This window comes from Streptomyces sp. NPDC091416 (genome assembly GCF_044756845.1).
Taxonomy (GTDB): domain Bacteria; phylum Actinomycetota; class Actinomycetes; order Streptomycetales; family Streptomycetaceae; genus Streptomyces.
The window spans coordinates 259705-285294 of the sequence record NZ_JBIVTU010000003.1; the positions used below are offsets into that span (position 1 = coordinate 259705).

Genomic DNA, 25590 nt, shown 5'->3' on the forward strand with positions numbered 1-25590 from the left:
GCCGCCCGGCCGGGCACGGCCCGCACACCGGCGTGTGGAGTGTCCTGAACGTTTCCTGATCGTTCCCGGTTTTATGAACACTATTTTCGACAGCACCCCACCTTCGGAGGCCGGAACCGGTCTCGTCGCCGGCCCGCTCAGCACCGTGCTCCTCGGTCCGGACGCCCGCAGCGAGCACGGATTCTGGCGCAGGCTCGTGGCCACCGAGCCGTTCCGGCGACCGCTCTGGCCGCCTCCCGGCCCCACGCCCGACGAGCGCCTCGCCCTGGCCCACGCACGGCTGCGCACGCTCAACAACGCACTGGACAGCGCCGCCCGCCCCGCCGCGGACCCCCGCGCCCTGGCCGCACTGCACGAGTGGCTCGCTCCGGTGGACCCGGCGTTCGCCACGGTCGCGGGCATCCACTACAACCTCTTCCTCGGCAGCCTCCTGGACCACGACGCCGACAGCCCCCGCGATCTGTCGGACTTCCTCGGGCTGCGGCGCGTCGGCACCTTCCTCTGTACGGAGGTGGCGCACGGCAACGACGCCACCGCCATCGAGACGACCGCCACCTACGACCCCGAACGGGACGGGTTCGTGCTGCACACCCCGCACGCCGGCGCGCAGAAGTTCATGCCCAACACCAGTCCGGCCGGCGGCCCCAAGTCGGGACTGGTCGCCGCCCGGCTGATCGTCGACGGCCGCGACCGGGGAGTCTTCCTGCTGCTGGCTCCGCTCACGGACGCGTCCCGGGCGCTTCCCGGGATCCGGGTGCGCCGGCTTCCCGCCCGGATGGGCAGTCCGGTCGACCACTGCCTGACCTCGTTCGACCAGGTCTTCGTGGACCGCGGGGCGCTGCTGGGCGGTGCGCAGGGGCGGGTCGGCGAGGACGGGGTGTTCCGCAGCGGCACCGACGGACGCACGCGCCGCTTCCTCGCCTCGATCGGACGGGTCACCACCGGCCGGATCTGCATGAGCGCCAGCGCGGTGGGCTCGGCCCGCACCACGCTGGCCGTCGCCGTCCGCTACGGGGGCCACCGCTTCGTCTCGGGCGGCCGCTCGGCACCGCCGGTCCCGGTGATGGCGCACCGCAGCCACCACGGCCCGCTCGCCGAGGCCATGGCCACCGTCTTCGCGATGAGCCTGCTGCACCGGCGCGTGCTCGACCGGTGGGAGAAGGCGGCGGCCCGGCCGCCCGCGGAGCGGGAGACGGACGAGCGCCTTGTGGACATCGCCAAGGCGTGGATCACCTGGCAGGCCCGGTCCGTGATCGTCGAATGCCGGGAGCGGTGCGGAGCCCAGGGCCTCCTGGAGAACAACGGGATGACCGAACTCGTCACCGGGATCGAGGGCGCCATCACCGCCGAGGGCGACAACCTGGCCCTTCACGCCCGGGCGGCGGCCGGGCTGCTCGCCGACGCGTCACGGCGCCCGCGGGAGGAACCGGCCGCCGCTCCCGCCGGCGGCGACCTCGCCGACCTCCGATTCCTCGGCCGGCTCCTGGACGAGGTGGAGCACATCTGGTTCGCCCGGGCGGCCGCAGGGATGGCGGGGGCGGCGGAAGGCGACCCGCTGGAGCGCTGGAACGCGGCATCCGGGCCGGCGCTGCGGGGGGTCGAGGCCCATGCGTACCGGCAGGCGGCCCACGCCTACGAGAACGCGCTCGCGGCGCTGCCCGGCGGCGAGGCCCGCGCGCGGCTGGACGAACTGGCCCGGCTGTTCGCGCTGCGCTGGGTCGCACGCAACAGCGGGGACCTGCTCGCGGCCGGCCACCTGACCCCCGCTCAGGTCGACGGACTGAGCGAGGCCACCGAACAGCTCGTCTCCACCGTGAGCGGCCACCTGCCGGAACTGGCCGCGTCCTTCGCCCTGCCCGGTGAACTGCTGGCCGACTGGCCCATCGCGAGTGCCCGCTACACCGACGCGTACGACGACCCCGGCGCCTCCTGGCACCCCACCGCGGCCCCGGAAGCGGCCTCCCCGCGCACCCCTGGAGGCGAATCGGTTCACCACAACGCGTGACCGGGAAGGGGCCGCGGCGGGGCCGCCCCGGACGGTCCGGCGGGCCGGGGGGGGGGGGGGGGGCCCCCCCCCCCCCCCCCCCCCCCCCCCCCCCCCGGGGGGGGGCCCCCCCCCCCCCCCCCCCGCGCCCGCCCCCCCCCCGCGCGGGGCGGGGGGGGGGGGGGGGCGCGCCGCCGCCGCGGGGGCGCGGGGGCTATTGGCGGGGGGGGGCGGGGGGGCGGGGGGGGGGCGGGGGGGGGGCCGCCGCGCGGGGGCGGGGGGGGGGGGGGGGGGGGGCCCCCCCCCCCCGCCCGCCGCACCCTCCGCACCGCCGCTGAGCTGGGCAGAGGCTCGTGGTAGCGTGCCGGAGCCAGTCGAACTCCACATAGGGGTCAGGGAATCCGGTGCGAATCCGGAACTGACGCGCAGCGGTGAGGGGGACGGGCGGGGCCACGGCCACTGGGAGACCACGGTTTCCCGGGAAGGCGTCCCGTCCGCATGAACCCGAGTCCGAAGACCTGCTGGCACCCGCGGTCCGGTTCCGGGCCGCGGAACTCCGTACGGGCCCCGCGCATGGGCCCAGAGACGCCGAGGTGTCCCGTGCCGCCCATAGCCGGCCCCGCCCGCTCCGCCGCCCTGCTCACCGCCGCCCTGATCCTGCTGACGGCCTGCGGCGGCGGAAAGGAAACCGCCACCGCCGAGTCCGCCGACGCCGACGGCTATCCGGTCACGCTGAAGAACTGCGGACGGACCGTCACCGTGGAAGCGGCACCGGAGCGCGCCGTGCCGGTCGACCAGGGATCGGCCGAGATCCTGCTCTCGCTCGGTCTCGCCGACCGGCTCGCCGCCACGGCCACCTGGACCGATCCGGTCCTGAAGGGCCTGGAGAAGGCCAACGAGGGCGTCCCGCGGATCTCCGACAACCGCCCCTCGTCGGAGAAGGTCCTGGACCAGGAGCCCGACTTCGTCAGCGCCTCGTTCGAGTCGACGCTCGCCAAGGGCGGTGTCGCCCCCCGCGAGCAGTTCGAGGAACTCGGCGTCCCCACCTACGTCTCGCCCGCCGACTGCACCGCCAAGGACAACAGCAAGGACGGCGACGGAGTCCGCACCGGCGCCCTGACCATGGACAGGGTCTACGCCGAAGTGCGTGATCTCGCCCAGGTGTTCGGCGTTCCGGAACGGGGTGAGGCACTCGTCGCCCGACTGCGCGCCCGGGTACGGAAGGCGACGAGCGGCATCGACGCCTCCGGGGCCTCGCTGCTGTACTGGTTCGCCAACTCCGAGGCCCCGTACCTGGCAGGCTGCTGCGGTGCGCCCGGCATCATCACCCGGGAACTCGGCGCGAAGAACGCCTTCGACGACACCCATGAGGAATGGCCGCAGATCAGCTGGGAGACGGTCGCCGACCGCAACCCGGACGTGCTGGTGATCGGCGATCTGACCCGCAAGTCGCAGACCGCCGAGAGCGCCGCGAAGAAGATCGCCTTCCTGGAGTCGGACCCCGTCACGAAGAACATGGACGCCGTCCGGCACAAGCGCTATGTGCTGCTCAGCGGTCAGGCGATGAACCCGACCATCCGGACCGTCGAGGGCGTGGAGCGCGTGGCCGCCGGCCTGCGGACCTTCGGGCTCGCGGGGTGACGGACACCGAACGGGCCGCGGCGGCGCGCGAGGACAGTGCTGCGGACGTCGCCCGGCCCGGTCGCCGGGACTTCCGGGGCGTCCGGGGCTTCCGGGAAGGGTTCCTGTGGGCCGCCGGCCTTCTGCTGCTCGCCCTGTCCGTCGCCGTCGCCGTCACCATCGGCCCGGCCCGGATCTCCGTCGCCGACGTCTGGTCCGCGGTCGCCTCCCACCTCGGCGCGGGCGAGTCGCGGCTCAGTCCGATCCGCGACGGCATCATCTGGAACCTGCGTATGCCGCGCACGCTGCTCGCCGCCGTCTGCGGTGCGGGGCTCGCGGTCTGCGGCACCGTCATGCAGTCGCTGCTGCGCAATCCGCTCGCCGATCCGTTCGTCCTCGGGGTCTCCTCCGGAGCCTCGACCGGTGCCGTCGTCGTGGTGGTCCTCGGGGTCGGCGGGGGAGCGGTCTCCCTGTCGGCCGGGGCGTTCATCGGGGCCCTGTGCTCCTTCGCCCTGGTCATGCTGCTCAGCCACACCCTCGGCGGCAGCACCGACCGGGTCGTCCTGTCCGGGGTCGCGGCCATGCAGCTCTTCTCCGCGCTCACCTCCTTCGTCGTGATGACCGCCGCCGACGCCGAGCAGACCCGCGGCGTGCTGTTCTGGCTGCTGGGCTCGCTCGGCGGCGTCGGCTGGAGCGATGTGTGGATCTGCTCGTCCGTGCTCGGCGTGACGCTGCTGATCTGCCTCGGCCACGCCCGCACGCTCGACGCCTTCGCCTTCGGCCAGGACGCGGCTGCCGCCCTCGGCGTCCACGTCGGCCGTACCCGGATCGTCCTGCTGTGCACGACCGCGCTGCTGACCGCCGCTCTCGTGAGCTCGGCCGGTGCCATCGGGTTCGTCGGGCTGGTGCTGCCGCACGCGGCCCGGGCACTCACCGGCTCCGGCCACCGCAGGCTGCTGCCCGTCACCGCGCTCGCCGGGGCCGTGTTCCTGGTCTGGGTCGACACCCTCGCCCGGACCGTACTCGATCCGCAGGAGGTACCGGTGGGCGTGGTCACCGCACTCATCGGGGTCCCCGCCTTCGTGCTCGTCCTGCACCGCACCCGGCGGACCCCGTGAGGCCGGCCGTCCCCGGCGGCCTGCGGGCCGACCGGGTCAGCCGGGAGGCGGGCGGCCGCCTCATCCTGGACGGTGTCTCGCTCGCTCCGCCGCCCGGCGCCACCATCGGGCTGATCGGCCCGAACGGCTCCGGAAAGTCCACCCTGCTGCGGATCCTGGCCGGGGTCCTCGCCCCGGACGCGGGCGTGGTCACCCTCGACGACGATCCGCTGACCGCGGTGGGCCGACGCACCGTGGCCCGGCGCGTCGCGGTGGTCGACCAGCACGCCGTCACCCAGGTCGAACTGAGCGTCGTCGACGTCGTACGCCTGGGCCGCATTCCGCACCGCCGCGCCTGGTCGGCGCCGACGGCGGCCGACGAGAGGGCGGTGCGCGAGGCCCTGGAGCGGACCGGTCTGGCGGAACGCCGCGACCAGTCCTGGCACACCCTGTCCGGCGGTGAGCGCCAGCGCGTGCAGATAGCGCGCGCGCTCGCCCAGCAGCCCCGCGAACTCCTGCTGGACGAACCGACCAACCACCTGGACATCCAGCACCAGCTCGAACTGCTGGCCCTGGTCACCTCGTTGCCGCTCACCGCCGTCGTCGCCCTGCACGATCTCAATCTGGCCGCGATGTTCTGCGACCGGATCGTGGCGCTGGACGGGGGAAGGGTCGTCGCGGGCGGCCCTCCGGCAGAGGTGATCACGGCGGACCTCATCGCCGACGTCTACCGGGTGCGGGCCGTCGTGACACCGGACGGCCCGCAGGGGCGGCCCACGGTGCGCTTCGTGCCGGGACGGCCCTGAGGTTCCCGCGGAGGCCGGGGGCCGCGAGGTGTCCGGCGTTCCTGCCGCGGCCGGTTCCGCGTCACGGAGCGCAAGGGGCGGGCCCCGGTGCGGGGCCCGCCCTTCCCGGTGCGGTACGTCCGGTGCGCTGGGCCCGGGTCAGCGGCGCCGTCCCTGACCGAACTCGCCGCCCATGTCCTTGCCGCCCATGTCCTTGGCGCTCTTGCCGGTGCCGTCCGCGTAGTCGATCTGCTCCTTGCGCAGCTCGGCGGAGACTTCCTTCTGCTCGGTCACCTTCTTCGTTTCCATCCGCACCCGCTCGACCGGCACGGTCTCCTTGCGCATCGTGGCGCGTTCGGCGTGCAGGGTGACCTCCACGTCCTGCTCCGTGATGTCGGACCGGCCGGCCGCCTTGTCGCCCGGACGGAGCGGTTCACGGACCACCCGCACTTCTTCGTGCGTGACGGGAACGGTCCTGGTGACGTTCTCCGTGACGACGTACTTGTGGAGGCGGGCCTTGCCGCTCTCGTACTCCTCGGTGCCGATGTGCAGCTGCTCCTCGGAGCGGATCATCTCCTCCTTGCCGCTGAGGTCGGCGCCGGAGCGTTCGGCTCCCGCGCCGGCTCCGACCAGCGGACGGGACGTGCCCGAGGTTTCCGTGTCGCGGTGCCTGCCGGTCCCGGTGCCCGCACCGGCCATGCCGGCCGACGTGGTCCTGTCGGTCGTGCGGCCCGTGCCCGCGGCGCCCATGGCCCCGGCCCCGGCTGCCGCACCGGCCCCGGCTGCCGCTCCGGCTCCGGCCCCTGTTCCGGCCGTGCCCATGGTGCCCGTGCCGGTCGTGGTCGGTGCGTCGGCGCTCGTGGTGCCGGCGCGGTCGCCGAGGGTGGCCTTGGTATTCCGGCTCAGGCCGTAGTGCCGGTAGAGCTCTTCCTCCTCGGAGACGGACAGATGGGCGTCCGCGTCCACCCGGGGGGCCTCCTTCACCAGGTCCTTCGGATGCGAGATGTGCAGGTCGGAGCCCACGCGACGGGCTCCGGCGAGGGGCACGAAACTCTCCTTCATGCCGAACAGGCCGGTCTTCACCGTGATCCAGTCCGGCCGGCCGGTGTTGTCGTCGACATACACCCGCCCCACGTTGCCGATCTTCTCGCCCTCGGTGTCGTACACCGTCAGGCCGTCGAGCTCTCCGGAATCCGTGAAACCGTCAGCGGCTCCCATGACCGATTCCTCCTCGCCCGGGCGCGTCCTGTAGGTGGGTCCAGCAGGGGAGGCGCGTCCGGTCTCCATCGCGCCTCACCCGGATGGACGCTGCAACCGCCCGGCCGCCGGAGGCCGGCCGCCGTACCCGCCCCCGGTCGGTGCAGGCCCCGTGCGACGCGGCTGCGGGGCCGCCCGCCCGGTTAGGCCAAACGAGTGAACGGGTCGGGGGGCCCGTGAGCCCGCCCACCGGAGGACGGGGGTGCGACGCCCGCATCGTCGGGTGCCCGGAGCGGACCGTTCTCGCCCACGTCGGGCGCCGGACCCGCCCTTGCCCGGGGCCTGCCTTCCACCGCCTCTGAACAGGCCGTTCCCGCCGCGGAGCGAATTTTCCGGAAACCCTTGACACCCGCCGGGGGCGCCCGCATCCTTTCGCCAGAAATCGCAACGCCGTTGCGATTTCCGCACCGACAGATCGACGACGTGGACGAAGGAGGCCCGGCCCATGGCTGAGCACGGCACGGACACCACCACTCCGGCACCGCCCGGACAGCAGGCCCCCGCCGTGCTGCAGACCGTGGACCGGGCCCTGCTCGTGCTGCTCACCTTCACCGAGCAGCGCCCCGAATGGGGCGTCAGCGAACTGGCCCGCCACCACGGCTGGGACAAGGCCGTCGTGCAGCGCCTGCTCACCACCCTGAGCGCGCGCGGCTTCCTGCTCTGCGACGACAACAGCCGCCGCTACCGCCCGGGTCCCGCCCTGTCCCGGCTGGCCAGGGTCAGCGAGCACAGCGGAGTGCTGTCCTCGATCTCCCGCCCGATACTCGCCCGGCTGCTCCGCGAGACCGGCGAGAGCATCGTCCTCAACGTCCCGCACGGCGGCAGCTACCGCTGCGAAGCCGCCGTCGACGGCACCGGACCCGTCCGCTACACCGCGATCATCGGCGCGGTCATGCCCGGCCACGCCGGAGCGTCCGGGCACACGATCTTCGCGTACCACCCCGAACGCGAGATCCGGCAGATGTTCGGCGCCACCGGACTGACGCGCTTCAACGACCGCACCATCACGGACCTGGACGCGCTGCTGGCCTGCTACGCCAAGGTCCGCTCCGATGGCTACTGCATCAGTCACGGCGAGTACGACGAGGCGGTGACCGCGGTCTCCGCGCCCGTCTTCCAGGGAGACGGCGTCCCCGCGTCCCTGACCGTCATCGGCCCCTCCCACCGCGTGGACCGGGCCGCCGACACCCTCGTGACGCTGGTCCGCGCCGGAGCGGCGGAGATCACCGCCGCCCTCGGCGGCTGAGCCCCGCGTCCCGAACCCGCCCCACCGCGGCCCTCCCGCGCCGCCGGCCTGCCCCGGCCCCGCCCGGCCGCCCACCCCACCGGGGACACACCGAGATCCCCGCCCTGCTCACCGAAGGGGGTGCCCCATGGCGCACCACGTCTCCGCGCCGCACCCTGCCCCGCCGCCGCCGGATTCCGAAGAGCCCCGGTCGCACCCGAGGGTGACGGAACCCGTCCTGCTGGTCATCCTCGTCGTGCTCTCCGCCGTCGGCGCAGTCATCGGCATCGACCTCGTCTCCAAACTGGGCATCTCCGCCAACACCTCGGTCGTCGGCGCACTCGTCGCCATGCTGATCGGTCGCATCCCGCTCGGCTTCCTGCGCCGGATGCGTTCCGTGCACCGCCAGAACCTGGCCCAGAGCGCCATCTCGGCCGCGACCTTCGCCTCGGCGAACGCGCTGCTCACCTCCGTCGCCGTGCCGTACGTCTTCGGCCGTGAGGACCTGGTCTGGCCGATGCTCGCCGGCGCGTTCATCGGCCTCCTCGTGGACGCCTGGGTCCTCTACCGGGCCTTCGGCTCCCGGCTGCTGCCCGCCGACGCCGCCTGGCCGCCCGGCACCGCCGCCGCGGAGACCATCAAGGCCGGCGACCGGGGAGGACGCCGCGCCCTGATCCTGGCCGGCGGCACCGCGGTCGGACTCGCCGGGACGCTGTTCAGCCTGCCGCTCTCCGCGGCCGGTGTGGCCTTCCTCGGCAACGTCTGGGCGCTGATGATGTTCGGCATCGGCCTGATGCTGCGCCAGTACAGCCCCGACGTCTTCCACACCGATCTCGGCGCCGGCTACATCCCGCACGGCGTCATGGTCGGCGCGGGCATCGTCGCCCTCGGCCAGGCCGTCCACCTGCTCATGGGCCGACGCGAACGCAAGCGGATAGAGGCGGCCGCTGAGGCCTCGAGCGTCGCGACCCTCCAGGACACGGACCCGACCACCGCCTACACCGTCGACGAACGGGCCCTGCGGGTCTCCCTGATCCGAGGCTTCGCGCTCTTCACCGCAGGCGCCGTCGTCCTCGCCGTCCTCGGCGGACTGATCGGCGACATGAGCCCCCTCGGCATCGTCGGCTGGGTGCTGTTCGCCGCCTTCGCGGCCCTGGTCCACGAACTGATCGTCGGCCTCGCCGCCATGCAGTCCGGCTGGTTCCCGTCCTTCGCCGTCACCCTGATCTTCCTCATCCTGGGCCTCGCCATCGGCATCCCGTCCGTACCGCTCGCCCTGCTGGTCGGTTACGTCTCCGCCACCGGACCCGCCTTCGCCGACATGGGCTACGACCTCAAGGCCGGCTGGCTGCTGCGACGCGAGCACCGCCCCTGGGACCCCTTCGAGCGCGAGGGCCGCCGCCAGCAGTTCATGGCCGCCCTCATCGGATTCGCCGTCGCCCTCGTCGTCGTCGCCGTCGCCTGGCGCTCCTACTTCGGGCAGGGACTCATCCCGCCCGTCGCCAAGGTGTACGCCGACACCATCAAGAGCGGTCTCAGCGACCCGGACGCGGTCCGCACCATGCTGATCTGGGCCGTCCCCGGCGCGGCCATCCAGCTGCTCGGCGGCACCCGCCGGCAGATGGGCGTCATGCTCGCCACCGGTCTGCTCATCCTCACCCCGCAGGCCTGCTGGCTCGTCCTCGGCGCCCTGGTCGTCCGGGTCGGCTACCGGAAGCTGCGCGGCCCCGCCGCCGACGAGGAACTCAACCTGGTCGGCGCCGGACTGATCGCCGGCAGTTCGCTCGGCGACTCCGCCCAGATCCTCAAGACCTGACCCCGCACCACCCCTGAACCGCATCCCGCACCACCGCACCACTCAGCACCACCCGCATGGCAAGGAGAACCACCCCATGGACATGTACAGCAGGCTCGAACCGCGCCCCGAGTACCTCAGCTTCGAACTCGCCCTGGCAGCCCGCAAGCTCGTCGAGGAGGTCATGCTGGTCAAGCGCGGCGAGCACGTCGTCCTCACCGGCGACACCAGCAGCGACCGCCGCGTCATCGAGGCCACCGCCCAGGCGGTCGCCGCCGCCGGAGCGCACCCGGTCGTCGTCTGGTACGAGACGCTGCCCGGCGCCTCCATGGAGCCGCCCCGGCCCGTCGCCGGGGCCATCGCCGACGCCGACGTGTGGATCGAGTTCGCGGTCTCGTACCTGATGCACTCCGACGCCTTCCGCGCCGCGATGGCGAACGGCTGCCGCTACACCAACCTCACCGCGATGGACGTCCAGATGCTGGTCGCCACCGTCGGCCGCCCCGACTTCCAGGGCGTCATCCGCCTCGGCAAGGCGCTCGTGGCCCTCCTGGAGGCCGCCGACGAGGTCCGGATCACCTCCGCGAACGGCACCGACCTCGTCGGCCGCAACGGCGACCGGCCGATCAACCTGCGCGGCAAGCCCGCCGAGAAGCCCGGCGAGACCGTGATGCTCTCCGGCCAGATCTCCTGGAACCCCCTGGAGGAGACCCAGGACGGCGTCCTCGTCTTCGACGGCGCCCTGTGGCCGCCGGACGAGCTCGGCCTGCTGCGCTCCCCGGTGCGCTGCACCGTCGAGAAGGGCGTCGTCACCAAGATCGAGGGCGACGCCGACGCGGACACCTTCCGCCGCTGGATGGAGTCGTTCGGCGACCCGAACATGTTCCGCATCGCGCACTGGTCGCTCGGCTTCAACCCCGGCGTCCTCGCCCCGACCGGCCGCATCGTCGAGGACGAGCGCGTCTTCGGCTGCGTGGAGCTCGGCATCGGCACGAAGGGCGCCTGGATCGGCGGCGAGCCGTGGGTCGCCGCAGCCCACACCGACGGCAGCGTCCTCGGCCCGTCCATCTACCTGGACGGCGTCGCGATCGAGGAGAACGGGCGCTACGTGCACCCCGAGCTCGTCGAGATCTGCCGCGACCTGGGCGTCGCCGGCTACTGAGCCGACCGCAGGGCGGGCCCGCACCCTTCCCGGTGCGGGCCCGCCCGGCACCCGTCAACCGCACCGAGACGCGCAAGGAGCGCCCATGACCACCCCCGCCCCCGTCTCCTACCGCCACGGCGGCCTGGTCTGCACCGACCACACCCTCGACGTGCCGCTCGACCACCACACCCCGGACGGCCCGGCGATCCGCCTGTTCGCCCGCGAGGTCGTCGCCGAGGGCCGCGAGCACGAGGAACTGCCCCGGCTGCTCTGGCTCCAGGGCGGACCCGGCGGACGCGCCGAGCGGCCCAACGCCGCGGGTGCCTGGCTGCGCCGCGCCCTCGCCGACTACCGCGTCGTCCTCCTGGACCAGCGCGGCACCGGCCGTTCCACCCCCGCCGACCGGGTCACCCTGGCCCGCTTCGGCACGGACTCGCAAGCGGCCGCCGACCACCTCGCCCACTTCCGCGCCGACTCGATCGTCCGCGACGCGGAGCACCTGCGCCGCCACCTCCAGGGCGACCGGCCGTGGAGCGTCCTCGGCCAGAGCTTCGGCGGGTTCACCACCCTCAGCTACCTCTCCCTCGCCCCCGAAGGCCTCGACCGGGCCTACATCACCGGCGGACTGCCGACGCTCACCGGCCACGCCGACGACGTCTACCGCGCCGCGTACGCTCGCACCCTCGCCCACAACGAGCGCTACTTCGCGCGCTACCCCGGCGACCAGGCCCTCGCCGACGCCGTCGCCGCGCACCTGGACAGGCACGACGTCCGGATGCCGGCCGGTGAACGCCTCACCGTGCGCCGCTTCCAGACCCTCGGCATCACCTTCGGTACCGCGGCCAAGTTCGACTCGCTGCACTACCTCCTGGAGACCGCCTTCACCGAAGGCGCCGACGGACCCGAACTCACCGACACCTTCCTGCGCGGCGTCGACGCCGCCGTGTCCTTCGCCGAACGCCCGCTGTACGCCGCGCTCCACGAGCCGATCTACGCCCAGGGCGGCCGCCCCACCGACTGGTCCGCGCACCGGGTCCGCCAGGAGTTCCCCGCCTTCGACGCCACCGCCGGCGGACCGCTCCGGTTCACCGGCGAGATGGTCTACCCCTGGCAGTTCGAGGAGGACCCGGCGCTCGTCCCGCTGCGCGCCGCCGCCGAGGCGCTCGCCGCCCGTACCGACTGGCCGGCCCTGTACGACCTGGACCGGCTCGCCGCCAACGAGGTCCCCGTCGTCGCCGCCGTCTACCAGGACGACATGTACGTCGACCGGGAACACGCCCTGGTCACCGCCGGGGCCGTACGCGGACTGCGGACATGGGTCACCGACGCCTACGCCCACGACGGCGTCCGGGCGGACGCCGCCGTGCTGGACCGGCTGATCGCCATGGGCCGCGGCCAGGCCTGACCTCGCCGGCAACGGGCAGGGCGCCCCGGGGGAGCCCTGCCCCGGCACCTATGATCGACGGGTCCCACGCCGATCAGCGTCCGCCGCACCACCGGGGGTGTCCCATCCGTTCCGTACGCATCCGGCTGCCCGAACAGCGTGGTGAACTGCTGGCCCGGCGCGAGGACGGCCTGGAACTGCACCATCTCGTGTGGCGGCTGGGGCCCGGCTGGCGGGTGTGCAGCAGCGCGGTCCTCGGCGGCGGTATCGGCCCGCGCGAATGGATCCTCAACGCACAGGTGCCCGGCGGCTATCCGCGTATGGACCCCGACCGCCACCTCGCCGAGATCGCCGCCGCCGAACGGCTCGCCGGTCCCGGCGCCGGGCTGATGACGGCCGCCGACGTCACCGCGTACACGGTCGCCGCCGACGAGGGCGTCACCGCGACCGCCACCTGTGGTCTCGGTGTACGTGGCTGGGCCGCGGCTGCCGGGGGAAGCGGGGGACCGCAGCCGCCCGGAACGGTCAACATCGTCGTGACCCTCCCCGCGCCCCTGACCGACGCCGCACTCGTCAACGCCGTCGCCACCGCCACCGAGGCCAAGGTGCAGGCCCTCCTCGACGCCGGACTCGACTGCTCGGGCACCCCCACCGACTCCGTCTGCGTCGCCGCACCCGCCCCCTCCGCGGACACCGGAGCCGGTGAACCGTTCGCCGGACCACGCTCGCGCTGGGGCGCACGACTCGCCCGGGCCGTACACGCTGCCGTCCTCGAAGGCGCACTGCGGCAATCCTGACCATCCGAAGCGCCGCGCGCCGGACTCCGCGCGGCCGACGAAGGGAACAGCCCTCATGACCTCAGCAGCCGACGCGGTCCCGCAGCGACCGGCCGTCGCCGTGCTCGGTACCGGAATCATGGGTTCGGGCATGGCCCGGAGCATGCTCAGGGCCGGACTCGACGTCCGCGTCTGGAACCGTACGCACGCCAGGGCGCTTCCGCTCGCCGCCGACGGGGCAACCGTCGCGGACACGGCGGCCGAAGCCGTACGGGGCGCCGACGTCGTCCTCACCGTGCTCAACGACAGCACCGCGGTCGCCGCCGCGCTCACCGCCGCGTCCGACGGCCTGCACCGCGGCCAGGTCCTCCTGCAGAGTTCCACCGTCGGGCCGGCGGCCACGGCCGAGCTGGCGCAGCGCGCAGTGGACCTCGGCCTCGTCTACCTCGACGCCCCGGTGTCCGGCACCAGGCAGCCCGCGGAACAGGGCACGCTGACCGTCTTCGTCTCCGGGCCGTCCGCCGCCCGCGCGGTGACCGGACCGGTTCTCGACGCGATCGGGCAGCGCACCGTCTGGGTCGCCGAGGAGCCGGGAGCCGCCTCACGGCTCAAACTCGTGGTCAACACCTGGGTGATCAACATGGTGGGAGGCGTCGCGGAATGCCTCAACCTCGCCGAGGGGCTCGGAGTGGACCCGCAGACGTTCCTGGACGTGGTGAAGGGCGGGCCGCTCGACTCCGGCTACCTGCACGGCAAGTCCGCCGCCGTCCTGTCCGGCGACCTCACACCGAGCTTCGCCCTGTCCACGGCCCTCAAGGACACCCGCCTCATCCTCGAAGCCGCCGCGCACTCCGGTGTCCGGCTGGACCTGACGGAGGCGTCGGCCGCCCGCTTCGCACGTGCCGAGGCGGCCGGGCACGGCGGCGAGGACATGATCGCCACCTACTACGCCGGGCGGCCCCCGGAGAAGGACGGCGACTGATCCCGCGCGTGCCCGGCGCAGTCTCCCGTCAGACGACCCGCACCCGGTGCCGGACCACCGCGTCGAACAGATAGCCCTGGGTGTTGTGCACGGCGACGTCCGGCTGGGTGCGGCCCGACCGGTCCGTCGCCCGTGCCAGCAGGACGGCCGGGCCGGGGGCCCCGGGCACCCAGCCGGCCGACCAGCGCACCCAGCTGCCCCCGCGCGGTTCGTCGCGCAGCCGTGCCCGGCGCCAGCGCGTGCCCCCGTCGGTGCTGATCTCGACCGTGCGCACAGGGGCCCCACCCGACCACGACCGTCCGGTCAGCACCTGGCGCCGATGGGCGGGGAACTGCGCATCCGGTGCCAGCTCGAAGGCGCTCTTGAGCGTCTGCCGGGTCAGCGGGGCACTGCCCTCGGCCGGGTAGCCGGGGCCGAAGAGCCGGTAGAGGCCGGTGTTCCAGGGGGAGACCAGGGGCTGGGCGCTCACTTCGATGTCGCCGACCCATTTGATGTTCGCGATCCCGACCCAGGACGGCACGATCAGCCGCACCGGATAACCGTGATCGGGCGGCAGCGGTTCGCCGTTCATCTCGTAGGCGAGAAGCACGTCGTCCAGAGCCTTCGCCACCGGCAGCGGCCTGCGCACATGCCCGAGGCCGATCCCGTCGCTGACCACCTCGTCGTCGAGGCCCCGCGGCAGCACGTCGACGGCGCGGCGGGTGATGCCGGCGCGGCGCAGCACGTCGGCGAGCCGCACCCCGCGCCAGCGGGCCGTACCGATCGCGCCCAGGGTCCAGGCGGTCCCGCTGACCTGCTGCCCCTGCTGCGCCGTGTAGTAGCTGCGGGCGTTGCCCGCGCACTCGACGAACGCGGTACGGGTCACCGAGGGCAGCGCGCGCAGCTCCTCGTACGTGAACTCCACCTCGGGTCCGCCGAGCCCGTCGCCCCACACCCTGAGCCGCCAGCCGGCCGCGTCGATCCGCGGGGTCACCGTGTGGTTGCGCACGAAGAAGCGCTCGGCGGGTGTGAGCAGCCCGGTGGTGCGCAGCGCGGCGAAGTTCGTCTCCGCGTTGGTGCCGCGCACCGTGAACACCTCGGGCGGCAGGGGCTTCACGATGCCCGGGGCGGCGGCTGCGGCCGCGGGCGCCGCGTGTGCGGGGGCGGTGAGGCCGGAGAGCGGGACCGTCGCCGAAGCGGCCGCGACCAGCCGCAGCAGATCACGGCGCTCGATCCCCGCGGAGCGGGCGGCACCGCGCGCCCACTGGCGCAGCCGCATCCGGTCGTAGGAGGCCTCGGACGGCGGAACGGATCTCATGGACGACTCCAGGGGCGAGGGGCGAGGGGCGAGGAGAGCGGGGCGGCAGAAGCGGTCAGAGGCGCGCGGGTGTGCGACGTCGGTCCCGCGGCGTGGATCAGCCGGTGGCCGGCGTGGACGCGCGACAACGCCCGCCGGGGCGACACGCGCAGGACCCGAGGTGTCCCGGATCCACGTGCCGCCGCGAGGAGGGAGCCGGGTTCGCGGGCATGCCGGTGAGCGTGTCAGCGGCCTGTCGGGGCGTCAACGCACCCCCGCGGGACTCCAGGACGTGGCGCGAACGGACGACGACCGGACCTCCGGCGCGGGCAGCGCGGCCCCGGGCCCCCGCAACGGCCTCGACCTGCGCGGACGTGGCGCCGGGGGTTCTGCCGCGCGGGGCCGGGGCCGGGGGCCGGTGGTGCGCGCGGGGGGTGTTGATTTCATCGGGCCGCAATGTTCGGGCGGTCGCGACGGCAGGTCCCGGCGAGAACCGCGCCCGGACAGACGTCCGGGCTCCGGGCCGCCCGTGGCGGCCCGGAGCCCGGAGTCACTCACGCTCATTCCTCGACGGTCATCCCGTCACGGAGCCTGTGCAGAATCCGGCTGATCAGCCGGGAGACGTGCATCTGCGAGATGCCGAGCTCGGCACCGATCTGCGACTGCGTCATCTCCTGGCCGAACCGCATGTCTATGATGCGCCGCTCACGCTCGTCCAGATCCTCCAGCAGCGGTGCCAGGGCGTGCAGGTTCTCGACCGTCTCCATGGCAGGGTCCGGGCTGCCCAGCACATCGGCGAAGGTCCGCCCCGTCGCGCCGTGCTGCCCCGCGTCGGCCGCGGCCGGCATGTCCAGCGAACCCGCGGTGTACCCGTTGGCCGCGACGATGCCCTCGGTGATCTCGTCCTCGCTCAGCCCGAGGTGCTCGGCGAGCTCCGGAACCGTGGGGTCGCGGTCGAGCTCGCCGGCCAGGGCCTCCTTGGTCTTGGCGATGTCGACCCGCAACTCCTGGAGCCGGCGCGGGACATGGACCGCCCAGCTGGTGTCACGGAAGAATCGCTTGATCTCCCCGGTGATGTACGGAACCGCGAAGGAGGTGAACTCGACCTCGCGGGACAGGTCGAACCGGTCGATGGCCTTGATCAGCCCGATGGTGCCGACCTGGACGATGTCCTCCATGTCGCCGCTGCCCCGGTTCCTGAACCGGCCGGCGGCGAACCGGACGAGGGAGAGGTTCATCTCGATGAGCGTGTTCCGCGCGTACTGATGGGCGGGCGTCCCCTCCTCCAGGACCTGGAGACGGTCGAAGAACAGCCGGGACAGTTCCCGTGCGTCGGTGGGAGCCACCTTGCCCGCGTCCTCGATCCACGGCAGGTCGCCGAGGTCCATGGGGGCCGGCCCGGTGCCCGTGAGTTCGTCCTGCCCGGCGACCGCCGTCACGGCCGCTCCATGGCCGGCCGGCGCAGACCGTGCACTCTCCGCTCGCTCCGCGCCGGCAGTCCGCGCAGTGTGCGTCTTCATCTCGTCACGCTCCCCTGGTAGGCCATCAGGTCTGGTCGCCTGCCCCGTCAGGAGAGTCCCATGCGCACAAACGGAACTCGATCAGTGAGTTGGCGTCAACGGCCGGAAGCCGACAGGGATCCCCGTCCCTCCGAAGGTCCCGGGGACCCCGGCGCACAGAACCGCCCCACCGGTACGGGGGAGCCCGGTGGGGCGGTCCTCACCAGAGTGCCACAGCCGCGGCCGTCAGGAGACCGGCCGACGCTTATCCGGCGGTAGTTGAGTCGAAATCGACGGTGCGCCGAGGCGGGTCCGGCCCCGGGCGGGGCCGTCATTCGCGCGGATATCCGACGACCGTGTGAGTGACCGCCGGGGAGTCCTCGGTGGTGTAGTAGTGGCTGCACTGTGCCGAGAAACGGGCGGTGTCCCCCGCCTCCAGGAGGTACGGGACGTCGTTCACCACCAGCGTCACCTGACCGGACATCACGAGCACGTACTCCACCGAATCCGTGCCGTGCGAACTGACCTGGCTCTGCGCGTGCGGGTGGAGCCTGGTCCGGTAGATCTCCAGACGGCCCTGCTCGTGACCGGAGTACAGCAGACTGACCGAGGTCTCGTCCTCGGGCTCGTCCAGTGAGGAGGCCCGGACGATCTCGGGCTCCAGCAGCGGCTGGCGCAGCAGATCGGTGCAGTTGGTGCCGAGCACGTCGGCGATCCGGACCAGCACGTCCACGGTCGGATTGGCCTCCGCCCGCTCTATCTGGGACAGCAGCCCCTTGCTGACTCCGGTCGCTGCCGACAGCTCACGCAGGCTCCAACCCCTGGCGAGCCGACGCCGGTTGAGATTTCCGGCCAGCGAGGCCCGCACACCGGAGGCGGACTTTCCCGCCTCCGGCGGGGGCGCGGCCGGGGGCGATCCGGCGCCGGTGGTCGTCTCGGACACCGTTCCTCCTCGCTCTCGGTGGTACGCGCAGGTCAGCGGCACACTCTACCCGCGCCGGCGCGGACCGGTCAGGGGCGACCGCCGAGGCCGGCGGCCCGGGGGACAGCACCGACCATGCGGCGGGTCCAGGGGTGCTGCGGGGCGTCCAGGACCTGGGCGGCGACACCCTGTTCGACGATCCGCCCCCGGTGCATCACGGCCACCAGGTCCGCGATCTGCCGCACCACGCCCAGGTCGTGGGTGATGAACAGCACCGCGAAGCCCTCCTCGCGCTGAAGCGAGACGAGCAGGTTGAGCAGCTGGGCCTGGACCGACACGTCGAGCGCCGCCACCGCTTCGTCGCAGATCAGCAGCCGGGGCCGGGCGGCCAGGGCACGTGCCAGGGCGACGCGTTGGCGCTCGCCGCCGGAGAGCGCGGCCGGACGACGCGAGGCGTAGGCCGCGGGCAGCCCGACCTGTGCGAGCAGGTCCTCCACCCCGTGTGCGTCGCCCCGCCCGCGCCCGCCCGCCGCGGCGGCCAGGGCCTCGCGCAGCGTCGCGCCCACGGTGCGCAGCGGGTTGAGCGAGGAGTACGGGTCCTGGAACACGATCTGTACCTGTTCCGCCAGACGCCGCCGGTCCGTCGTGGTGGGTCGACGCCCCGCGGGCAGCGCGATCCCGCCCACGGACACCGCGCCCCCGTCGAACGTCTCCAGGCCGACCGCGATCCTGGCGAGCGTCGTCTTGCCCGAGCCCGACTCGCCGACCAGGGCGACGACCGTGTTCCGTGGAACGGTGAGGCTCACATCGAGCAGCGCGGCGTGATCCCCCGCCGACGAGCGGAACGTGCGGTCGACGGACGTGGCCACGAGCGCCGCGTCCGGGGCCGGTTCCTCTCCGGACTGCTGACCGGGAACCGTCGCCGGCTCCGCGACCGTGCGCGCCGACGGTGCGGCCAGCGCGTGGCCGATCGAGGGCAGGCGCACACAGGCCGACGACCGGCCCGTACCGTTCGCCGCCCCCGCCCCCACCGGCGGCAGCAGCTCGACCGGTTCGCTGCGGCACACCGGGGCGGCGTGGGCGCAGCGGTCGGCGAACGGGCAGCCCGGCCCCCGGGAACCCGGGGCGGGCACGGAACCGGCGATGGCCGGGAGTTGCGCGAACCGCCCGTGCACCGACGGCTCGGAGGCCAGCAGTCCCGCGGTGTACGGATGGTGCGGGCCGGACTCCAGCTCGTGCGAGCTGCCGTGTTCCAGCACGTGGCCCGCGTACAGCACGTACACCCGGTCGCAGGCGGAGAACGCGACCCGCAGATCGTGCGTGATGAGGACCAGCCCCATGTGCCGGCTCCGCTGGAGGCCGCGCAGCAGATCCAGTACGGCACCCTGGCTGGCGGCGTCCAGGGCCGTGGTCGGTTCGTCCGCGATCAGCAGTTCGGGATCGCCCGCGAGCGCCGCGGCCGCCGCGACGCGCTGACGCATTCCGCCGGACAGTTCGTGCGGATAGCGGTCGGCGACATCGGGGCCGAGACCGACCTCGGCCAGCCGCCGCTCCACTTCGGCGCGCCGGGCCGCCTTGGTCCGGCGCAGGTTCCGCCCGCCGTCGAGGTCGCGGAGGCCGTCCGCGATCTGGCGCCCGCAGGTGAGCTGCGGATGGAGCATGGTGAACGGGTCCTGCATCAGCAGCGTGACGCGCCGCCCTCGCAGCGCATGGCGTTCGCGTGGCGAAAGACCGAGGACCTCCCGGCCGTCGATGCGTACGGAGCCGCCCGTCACCCCGGTTCCGGACGGCAGGAGCCCCGCCACGGCCCGCATGGCCAGGGACTTGCCGCTGCCGGACTCGCCGACGATGCCGATGCACTCGCCCCGGCCCACCTCCAGCGAGATGCCCTCCAGGATCGGGACCGGGCCGCCCGGCGCGGCCGTCGCCGCCACCCGCAGGCCGTCGACGGCCAGCAGCTGTCCGGTCGCGGGCGGAGCGGTGGCGGAGGGGCCGGCCATGGCCGGACGCGCTGTCATCAGGACCTCCCACGGTCGGAGAACGCCTCGAACAGCCGGTCGCCGAGGAGGTTGAGTGCCACGGCCGCCGCGACGATGAGTACGGCAGGAGCGAGGGCCGCGGACGGGTTGTCGTACAGCAGGGTGCGGTTCTCGGAGAGCATCCGTCCCCAGTCCGGGGCACCCGGCGGAACACCGAGGCCGAGGAAGGACAGCGAGCTCAGCGCCACGATCGCCCCGGCGAAGTTGAGCAGCGTGTTCGCCACCACGACGGGCAGCACGTTGGGCCAGATGTGCCGGGTCATGACCGTGAAGGGGGAGAGGCCCAGGGTCTGTGCCGCCTCGACGTAGGCGCGGTGCCGCTGCTCCAGCACGGCGGACCGGACGAGGCGGATGTCGGCGGGTGACGTCAGCACGACGAGCACACCGACGGCCAGCGCGTAGCCGCCACCGCCGATCCCGGCGACGACGATCGTCACCAGGAGCGCGGGCAGTGCCAGCAGCAGATCGGCCCAGCGCCGCACGACCGTGTCGATCCAGCCCCCGCGGTAGCCGGCCAGGAGTCCGAGGACGTTGCCGATGACCATCGACCCGATCGCGACCAGGGCCGCACCGGCGAGGGTGGACCGGGCGCCGGCGACCACCATCCGCGCGATGTCGCGGCCGAGTTCGTCGGTGCCGAGCAGATGCCCGCCACCGGGCATGGCCGCGCCCGTCGCGAGATCCTGGGCGTCCCAGTCCGGCAGGACCAGCTGGCCGACGGCCGCGGCCAGCGCGAACAGCACCAGCAGGACGGTGCAGCAGACGGTGAGCGGCGAGAACCTGCGCACGCCACGTGATGTCACGCGTTCTCCTCCTCACGGGCGCCGGACGGCAGGGCGGCGGCGGGCGTCTTCGCCGCGGACGGGGTCCCGGCCGCGGGCGCGCTCCGCAACTGCGGATCCAGCAGCGGTTGTACGAGATCGGTGACGAGGTTGGCCAGACAGACGAGGGCGGCGATGAGCAGCGCCTCGGCCTGGACGACCGGAACGTCCCGGAAGGTGACCGAGTCGACGAGCAGGGAGCCGAGCCCCGGCAGGGCGAAGACCTGCTCCACCATGACCGTTCCCGCCAGGAGGTAGGCGAGGATCAGTCCGATGCCGGTGAGGACGGGGACGACGGTGCCGCGCAGCACGTACCGCAGCAGGATGTCCCGCTCCCGCACACCCCGGGCGCGGGCGAACGTGACGTGCTCCCGGCCGAGTTCCCGGATCACCGCCGCCCGGGTCAGTTTCAGCAGGACGGCGGTCACGGCGAGGCCGAGCGCCAAGGCCGGCAGCACCAGGTGCGTCAGCCGGTCCGTTCCCGAGCCCTCGCCCGGTCCGTACGCCGGGAACCAGCCGAGCATCAGCGAGAACACGTAGATGAGCACCAGTCCGCCCGCGAACGCCGGGGTGGACAGGGCCACCACACCGAGGCTCTGTACGGCCCGGTCGGTGACGCGCCGGTTGCGCAGGCCCGCCAGGACGCCCAGCGGGATCCCGAGGAGCAGTGCCACGGCGAAGCCCAGGCCGACCAGTTGTCCGGTGAGCACCAGGCGGTCGCCCAGAGCGGCGGAGACGCTCTCGCCGGTGCGGATCGACGTACCGAGGTCGAGCCGGACGGCGTCACTCAGCCAGTACCAGTACTGCACGGCCATCGGGCTGTCGAGGTGGTGGCGTGCCCGGACGGCGGCCAGCGCCTCGGGGGTCGCGCTGCGCGGGCCCAGCAGCGTCTGGGCCGGGTCGCCGGGGGCCGCCTGGAGCAGGGCGAACACGGCGACGGAGAGGACGACCAGCAGTCCCAGCGTGCCACCGAGCCGGCGCACCACGAGCCCGGCGGGGAGCGCGGCGCTCAGCCGCGACCGGAAGGTGGCCGTCATCGCCCGTCTCCTGCGGGGCCGCCGGAGGCGGGGCGGGGGATGGCGGGGCCGGAGGATGTCAGGAGGGTGACGTCCTGCGGCCCCGCCGGGAAGGCCGTGCCGGGGATCGGCTCGGGGGAAGCGTCCCCCGGCACGGCGGGCGGGCGGGCGGCCGCGGGACGCGGCGCCAGGTGGGTGGCGAGCCACTGTTCGACCCGGGCAGCGGCATCGAGGAGATGCCCGCCGTCGGTGAACTCGTGGCCCTCGTCCGGGTACACGTACAGCTCGACGGGCGCGAGAGCGGTGCGCAGCAGCGACCGGTACAGCTCGTGGGCCTGGCCGACCGGGGTGACCCGGTCCGCGGAGCCGTGCACGATGAGTGTCGGGGTGCCGCTGCCGCCGCGGGCGAAGACCGGCGAGCGCCGGATCAGCTCCTGCGGGGCGTCCGGACCGCCGATCGCGTACGTCCGGTCGTAGCCGCCGCCGATGTTGCTGGTGTGGGTGAAACTCAGCCAGTCGGTCGGCGCCGAGACGACGACCGCGGCCCGGAACACATCGGTGCGTGCCGCGGCCTGGGCGGCGAGGAAGCCGCCGTAGCTGTGGCCCAGGACCGCCGTGCGGTCCGGGTCGGCGAGACCGGCGTCGGTGAGGTGGCGCACGCCGGACAGGACGTCGTCCAGGTCGGCGCCGCCGACGTCGCCGATCACGGCGCGGGCGTGTTCGAGCCCGCGGCCGCTGCTGCCGCGGGGGTTGGGCAGCAGCACCAGGTATCCGGCGGCGGCCAGCGCGGGCGCGAGCCCCAGTACGTCGCCGGGCGCGTACCCGGCGGACCACAGCCACGCGGGGCCGCCGTGCACCAGGACGGCGAGGGGGCGGGGTCCGGCGCTGTCGCCGCCGGAGAGGACGAGCCCCTGCACGGTGCGGCCGTCGGGCGCGGACCACTGGGTCTGTTCGGTACGGACACCGGCGAGCCCGGGGTCCGGGTCGGCGTTGAGCGCGGTGACCGGCGCCCAGTCCCAGGCGTCCGGCCCGCCGGTACGGGCGACGACGGCCTCGGGGGGACGGCCCGGCGCGTCGAGCACGGTCGCGGCCAGCAGCCCGTCGCCGCTGAGCGAGAGTCCGGGCTGGTAACCGGCCCCGCCGAGGGTCGCCGGCCCCGACCAGCGGGTGCCGGCGTCGGGCCCGGTGCGGCCGACACGGGATCCCGTCCCGTCCCAGCCCGCGAACCACAGGGCGCCGGGGGAGTCGTCGTCGAACCGCAGCCAGGTCGCGTCCTCCACACCGGGCAGCACGGCCGTGTCCCCCGTCGTCAGGCCGACCACGACCGGGCGTCCGGCGACGATGGAGATGCCTTCGCAGACCGCCGCGGACCGGCCGTCGGCGGCGAGCGCGGGCGCGCCCAGCTGGCCCTCGGGCGTGTACACGGTCCTGGACGTGCGGGCATCGAGATCCAGGGCGGCGAACCGGGCGCCGTAGTACCCGGCGGGCAGAGTGTCCTCGCAGACCGTGGCGACGGCGCTCGCCCCGCCGCGCCACGCGACGTTCCACACCGTGAGCCCCGCGGGCCCGGCCTCCCGCAGCGAGCCGTCGGCGAGGCCGACCAGATGCAGTGAACGGCGGCCGGTACCCGGGGCGAAGCGTTCGGGCGCCGGTACGGACCCGAGCCGCACCGGCAGACCGAGGTGCATGCCGTCACGCTCGGCGCCGTCCGCCGCGCAGAGCAGCAGTGCCTGGGTCCCGTCGTCGGAGACCAGGAGCTCCTCCACGGCGCCGGGTGCCCGGACGACGGTGCGTACCGTGCCGGTGCGCGTGTCCAGGGCCGCGAGCCGCACCTCGGTCCCGGACGGGCCGTCGCTCTCGGCGATGTGCAGCAGGGTCCGGGAGTCGGGCAGCCAGCGCGGGCTGTGACGGCCGGCCGGGGCGGCCTGCCCCGACGGTGCGCACAGCGCGGGGACCGGCACGTCCGCTGCCCGGCCGGCCACCGCGGCGGGGACCGGGGCCAGGACCAGCTCGGCCCGCTCGGGGCCCGCCGCCGCCACGGCGACCGCGAGGCCGTCCGGGCTGATCCGGGCCTCTACCGGGTGGACCAGGCGCAGCATCGCCTCGCGGACGCGCCGCACGACGGTCGCGGCGTTACGGGGCATGGGTGTCCGTTCCTAGGAGGTGTGAGGTGTGAGGTGGAGATGAGGGTGAGGGCGGAGGCGGTCAGGCGGACTTGCGGATCCGAGTCGCCCACGGGCCGATGAACGCGAACGGCCCCTGGTCCAGCAGCACGAACTCCTTGGCGAACGCGGACGCGGTCCGGGCCCACCACAACGGGAGGTACGGCAGGTCGGCACCGGCGGTCTGCACGGCCTTCATCAGTTCCCGGGCACGCACGTCCTTGTCCGTGGCGGACTTCGCCGTGTCCAGTGCGGTGTTGACGGCGTTGTTGTCGTAGTGCGCGATGTCCGTCGCCGTGGCCGCCGCGTTGAGGTACGGGTCGGCCAGTTCGGCCGGGTCGCCGGTGACGGGGAAGTACCACAGGAACTGCAGCGGCTGCTTGCCGGAGCCGAGTTCCGCCACCCACTGTTCCAGGGTGATCTCCTTGACGTTCAGTGTGATCCCGATCTTCTTGAGCGAAGCGGCGAGCGCGAGCGCCGCCTTGCCCAGCTGAGGACCGCTGTTGGGGTAGTGCAGTTCGGCCGTGAAGCCGTCCCTGGCCGACGACTTCTCCAGTTCGGCCCGTGCGGCGTCCAGGTCGAAGGACAGCGTGGGGATGGCGTCGTAACCCGAGCGGACGTCGGCGGCCGGCATCAGGTCGCCCCACATCTCGCGGGACGGCAGCGCGTCGGCGACCTCGGCCTTGCCGTGCAGGATGCCCTTCACCATGCCCTCGCGGTCGGCGGCGTGGGCGATGGCACGGCGGACATGGATGTCGTCGAACGGGGCCTTCGCGGTGTCGAACGCCAGCGACACCACGGAACGGTCGCCGGTGTACGTGACACGTGCGCTCGATTCCCAGCCGCGGGCCTCGTCCGAGGCGAGGCCGAGGGCGCCGTCCACCGCGCCGGACTTCATCGCGACCAGCCGCGTGCCGGCGTCGGGGACGAAGGAGAGCTTCAGCTTCCGGACGGCGGGCTTCTCGCCCCACCACGCGTCGTTGCGCTCCAGCAGGACGTGGTCGTCGGCGGCGAACTCGGTGATCCGGTACGGGCCGGTGCCGAGCAGCAGCGTCTTCGCCGTGCCGATCCGGCCCTTGTTGCGGGTGAGGAAGGCCCGGCTGCTGACGAGGAGCCCGCCGGCGGTCGTCGTCCAGGCGAACATGGCGTCCGGTGTTCTGAGCCGGATGGTGACCTCGTGGTCGCCGGTGGACTTCACGGACTCGACGCCCGCGTACGCGTAGCCGAGGGCGGAGCCGTTCTTCGGGTCCCGGATCGCGTCGATGGAGGCCACCACGTCGTCCGCGGTGAACGGGGTGCCGTCGGTGAACGTGACGCCGCGGCGCAGTGTGTACACGTACGTCCTGGCGTCGGGCTGCTTCCAGGACGACGCGAGCCCGGGACCGAGCTTCCCGGACGGGTCGACGGAGAGCAGCGACTCCTGGGCCAGCACAGCGACCAGGTAGTTGAGGACGCCCGACTCCCGGCCCACGTCGAGGCTGGAGAGGGAGGAGGGCAGGGCGAGCGTGAGCGTGTCGATCGGCACGTCCGCCCCCTGCGCTGCGGCGCCCGGGCCTGTCGCCCCGTCACCGGATTCCTTCGCGGGCGGGGGCGCACACGCGGCGAGCACACCGGACGCGGCGAGGACACCCAGGCCGGCGCCGGTGAGGCGCAGCAGTCGGCGTCGGCTGAGGTTGCCACCCGGTTCCGAGGTCATCGGGAACCACCCATCTCACTGTGTCCACTGTTAATGCCCAACTGGGCGTGGACAGTATCCGACCCACTTTGGGTGCGTCAAAGGGTGGCTAATGACCGTCCAAGGAGTGG

The 25590-nt window shown here is 73.6% G+C and carries 19 protein-coding genes and 1 riboswitch; of the genes, 10 read left to right on the forward strand and 9 right to left on the reverse strand.

Annotated elements, in window-relative coordinates; all coding sequences use genetic code 11:
* Positions 1–73 precede the first annotated feature (73 nt).
* From ACIQMX_RS11815 to ACIQMX_RS11830, 4 genes are all read left to right on the forward strand, one after another.
* Positions 74–2005, forward strand: coding sequence for an acyl-CoA dehydrogenase (locus ACIQMX_RS11815; RefSeq protein WP_363077952.1), 1932 nt, complete (start codon positions 74–76; stop codon positions 2003–2005).
* Positions 2006–2338: 333 nt separating this feature from the next.
* Positions 2339–2525: riboswitch (cobalamin riboswitch) on the forward strand.
* Positions 2526–2584: 59 nt separating this feature from the next.
* On the forward strand, positions 2585–3625 hold the full coding sequence (locus ACIQMX_RS11820) for an ABC transporter substrate-binding protein (protein WP_402476900.1): 1041 nt from the start codon (positions 2585–2587) through the stop codon (positions 3623–3625).
* The gene (locus tag ACIQMX_RS11825; RefSeq protein ID WP_402476903.1) at positions 3622–4722 is read left to right on the forward strand and encodes a FecCD family ABC transporter permease; all 1101 of its coding nucleotides are present in this window, start codon (positions 3622–3624) and stop codon (positions 4720–4722) included. Before ACIQMX_RS11820 ends, ACIQMX_RS11825 begins: the two co-directional genes overlap by 4 nt.
* Positions 4719–5507, forward strand: coding sequence for an ABC transporter ATP-binding protein (locus ACIQMX_RS11830; RefSeq protein ID WP_402476905.1), 789 nt, complete (start codon positions 4719–4721; stop codon positions 5505–5507). Before ACIQMX_RS11825 ends, ACIQMX_RS11830 begins: the two co-directional genes overlap by 4 nt.
* Positions 5508–5645: 138 nt before the next feature.
* On the opposite strand, the gene ACIQMX_RS11835 is transcribed toward ACIQMX_RS11830, so the two are convergent.
* A complete protein-coding gene (locus ACIQMX_RS11835) occupies positions 5646–6704 on the reverse strand; it encodes a PRC and DUF2382 domain-containing protein (protein WP_402476908.1) in 1059 nt (352 codons plus the stop codon).
* Between the two features lie 484 nt (positions 6705–7188).
* Between ACIQMX_RS11835 and ACIQMX_RS11840 the strand changes: the two genes are divergently transcribed.
* The 6 genes from ACIQMX_RS11840 to ACIQMX_RS11865 all read left to right on the forward strand — a co-directional run bounded on the left by ACIQMX_RS11840 (position 7189) and on the right by ACIQMX_RS11865 (position 14049).
* Positions 7189–7989 (forward strand): IclR family transcriptional regulator, encoded by an 801-nt coding sequence (locus tag ACIQMX_RS11840; RefSeq protein ID WP_363077233.1) that lies wholly within the window; start codon positions 7189–7191, stop codon positions 7987–7989.
* Between the two features lie 127 nt (positions 7990–8116).
* A complete protein-coding gene (locus tag ACIQMX_RS11845; RefSeq protein WP_402476913.1) occupies positions 8117–9784 on the forward strand; it encodes an OPT/YSL family transporter in 1668 nt (555 codons plus the stop codon).
* 76 nt (positions 9785–9860) lie between these two features.
* Positions 9861–10925 (forward strand): hypothetical protein, encoded by a 1065-nt coding sequence (locus ACIQMX_RS11850; protein WP_363077237.1) that lies wholly within the window; start codon positions 9861–9863, stop codon positions 10923–10925.
* Between the two features lie 85 nt (positions 10926–11010).
* The gene (locus ACIQMX_RS11855; protein WP_402476917.1) at positions 11011–12312 is read left to right on the forward strand and encodes an alpha/beta fold hydrolase; all 1302 of its coding nucleotides are present in this window, start codon (positions 11011–11013) and stop codon (positions 12310–12312) included.
* A 50-nt stretch (positions 12313–12362) separates the two neighbouring features.
* On the forward strand, positions 12363–13088 hold the full coding sequence (locus ACIQMX_RS11860; RefSeq protein ID WP_363077241.1) for an adenosylcobinamide amidohydrolase: 726 nt from the start codon (positions 12363–12365) through the stop codon (positions 13086–13088).
* Between the two features lie 55 nt (positions 13089–13143).
* Positions 13144–14049, forward strand: a complete 906-nt coding sequence (locus tag ACIQMX_RS11865; protein WP_363077243.1) for an NAD(P)-dependent oxidoreductase — start codon at positions 13144–13146, stop codon at positions 14047–14049.
* Between the two features lie 28 nt (positions 14050–14077).
* Here ACIQMX_RS11865 and ACIQMX_RS11870 read toward each other — a convergent pair whose 3' ends face one another.
* The 8 genes from ACIQMX_RS11870 to ACIQMX_RS11905 form a co-directional block, all read right to left on the reverse strand.
* Entirely contained in the window at positions 14078–15346 is a 1269-nt protein-coding gene (locus ACIQMX_RS11870; protein ID WP_402476920.1) for a sulfite oxidase, read from the reverse strand.
* 539 nt (positions 15347–15885) lie between these two features.
* A complete protein-coding gene (locus ACIQMX_RS11875; protein WP_402476923.1) occupies positions 15886–16845 on the reverse strand; it encodes an RNA polymerase sigma factor SigF in 960 nt (319 codons plus the stop codon).
* A 310-nt stretch (positions 16846–17155) separates the two neighbouring features.
* Positions 17156–17767, reverse strand: coding sequence for an XRE family transcriptional regulator (locus ACIQMX_RS11880; protein ID WP_363077247.1), 612 nt, complete (start codon positions 17765–17767; stop codon positions 17156–17158).
* Between the two features lie 68 nt (positions 17768–17835).
* Positions 17836–19764 carry an ABC transporter ATP-binding protein gene (locus ACIQMX_RS11885; RefSeq protein WP_402476927.1) on the reverse strand — a complete coding sequence of 643 codons (1929 nt, stop codon included), beginning with the start codon at positions 19762–19764 and terminating at the stop codon, positions 17836–17838.
* The gene (locus ACIQMX_RS11890) at positions 19764–20588 is read right to left on the reverse strand and encodes an ABC transporter permease (protein ID WP_402476930.1); all 825 of its coding nucleotides are present in this window, start codon (positions 20586–20588) and stop codon (positions 19764–19766) included. The genes ACIQMX_RS11885 and ACIQMX_RS11890 overlap by 1 nt, the downstream gene beginning before the upstream one ends.
* Positions 20585–21643 (reverse strand): ABC transporter permease, encoded by a 1059-nt coding sequence (locus ACIQMX_RS11895; RefSeq protein WP_363077253.1) that lies wholly within the window; start codon positions 21641–21643, stop codon positions 20585–20587. Before ACIQMX_RS11895 ends, ACIQMX_RS11890 begins: the two co-directional genes overlap by 4 nt.
* Complete coding sequence (locus tag ACIQMX_RS11900; protein ID WP_402476934.1) at positions 21640–23766, reverse strand: alpha/beta hydrolase family protein; 2127 nt, start codon at positions 23764–23766, stop codon at positions 21640–21642. Before ACIQMX_RS11900 ends, ACIQMX_RS11895 begins: the two co-directional genes overlap by 4 nt.
* 61 nt (positions 23767–23827) lie before the next feature.
* Positions 23828–25480, reverse strand: a complete 1653-nt coding sequence (locus ACIQMX_RS11905; RefSeq protein ID WP_363077257.1) for an ABC transporter substrate-binding protein — start codon at positions 25478–25480, stop codon at positions 23828–23830.
* Between the last annotated feature and the right edge of the window lie 110 nt (positions 25481–25590).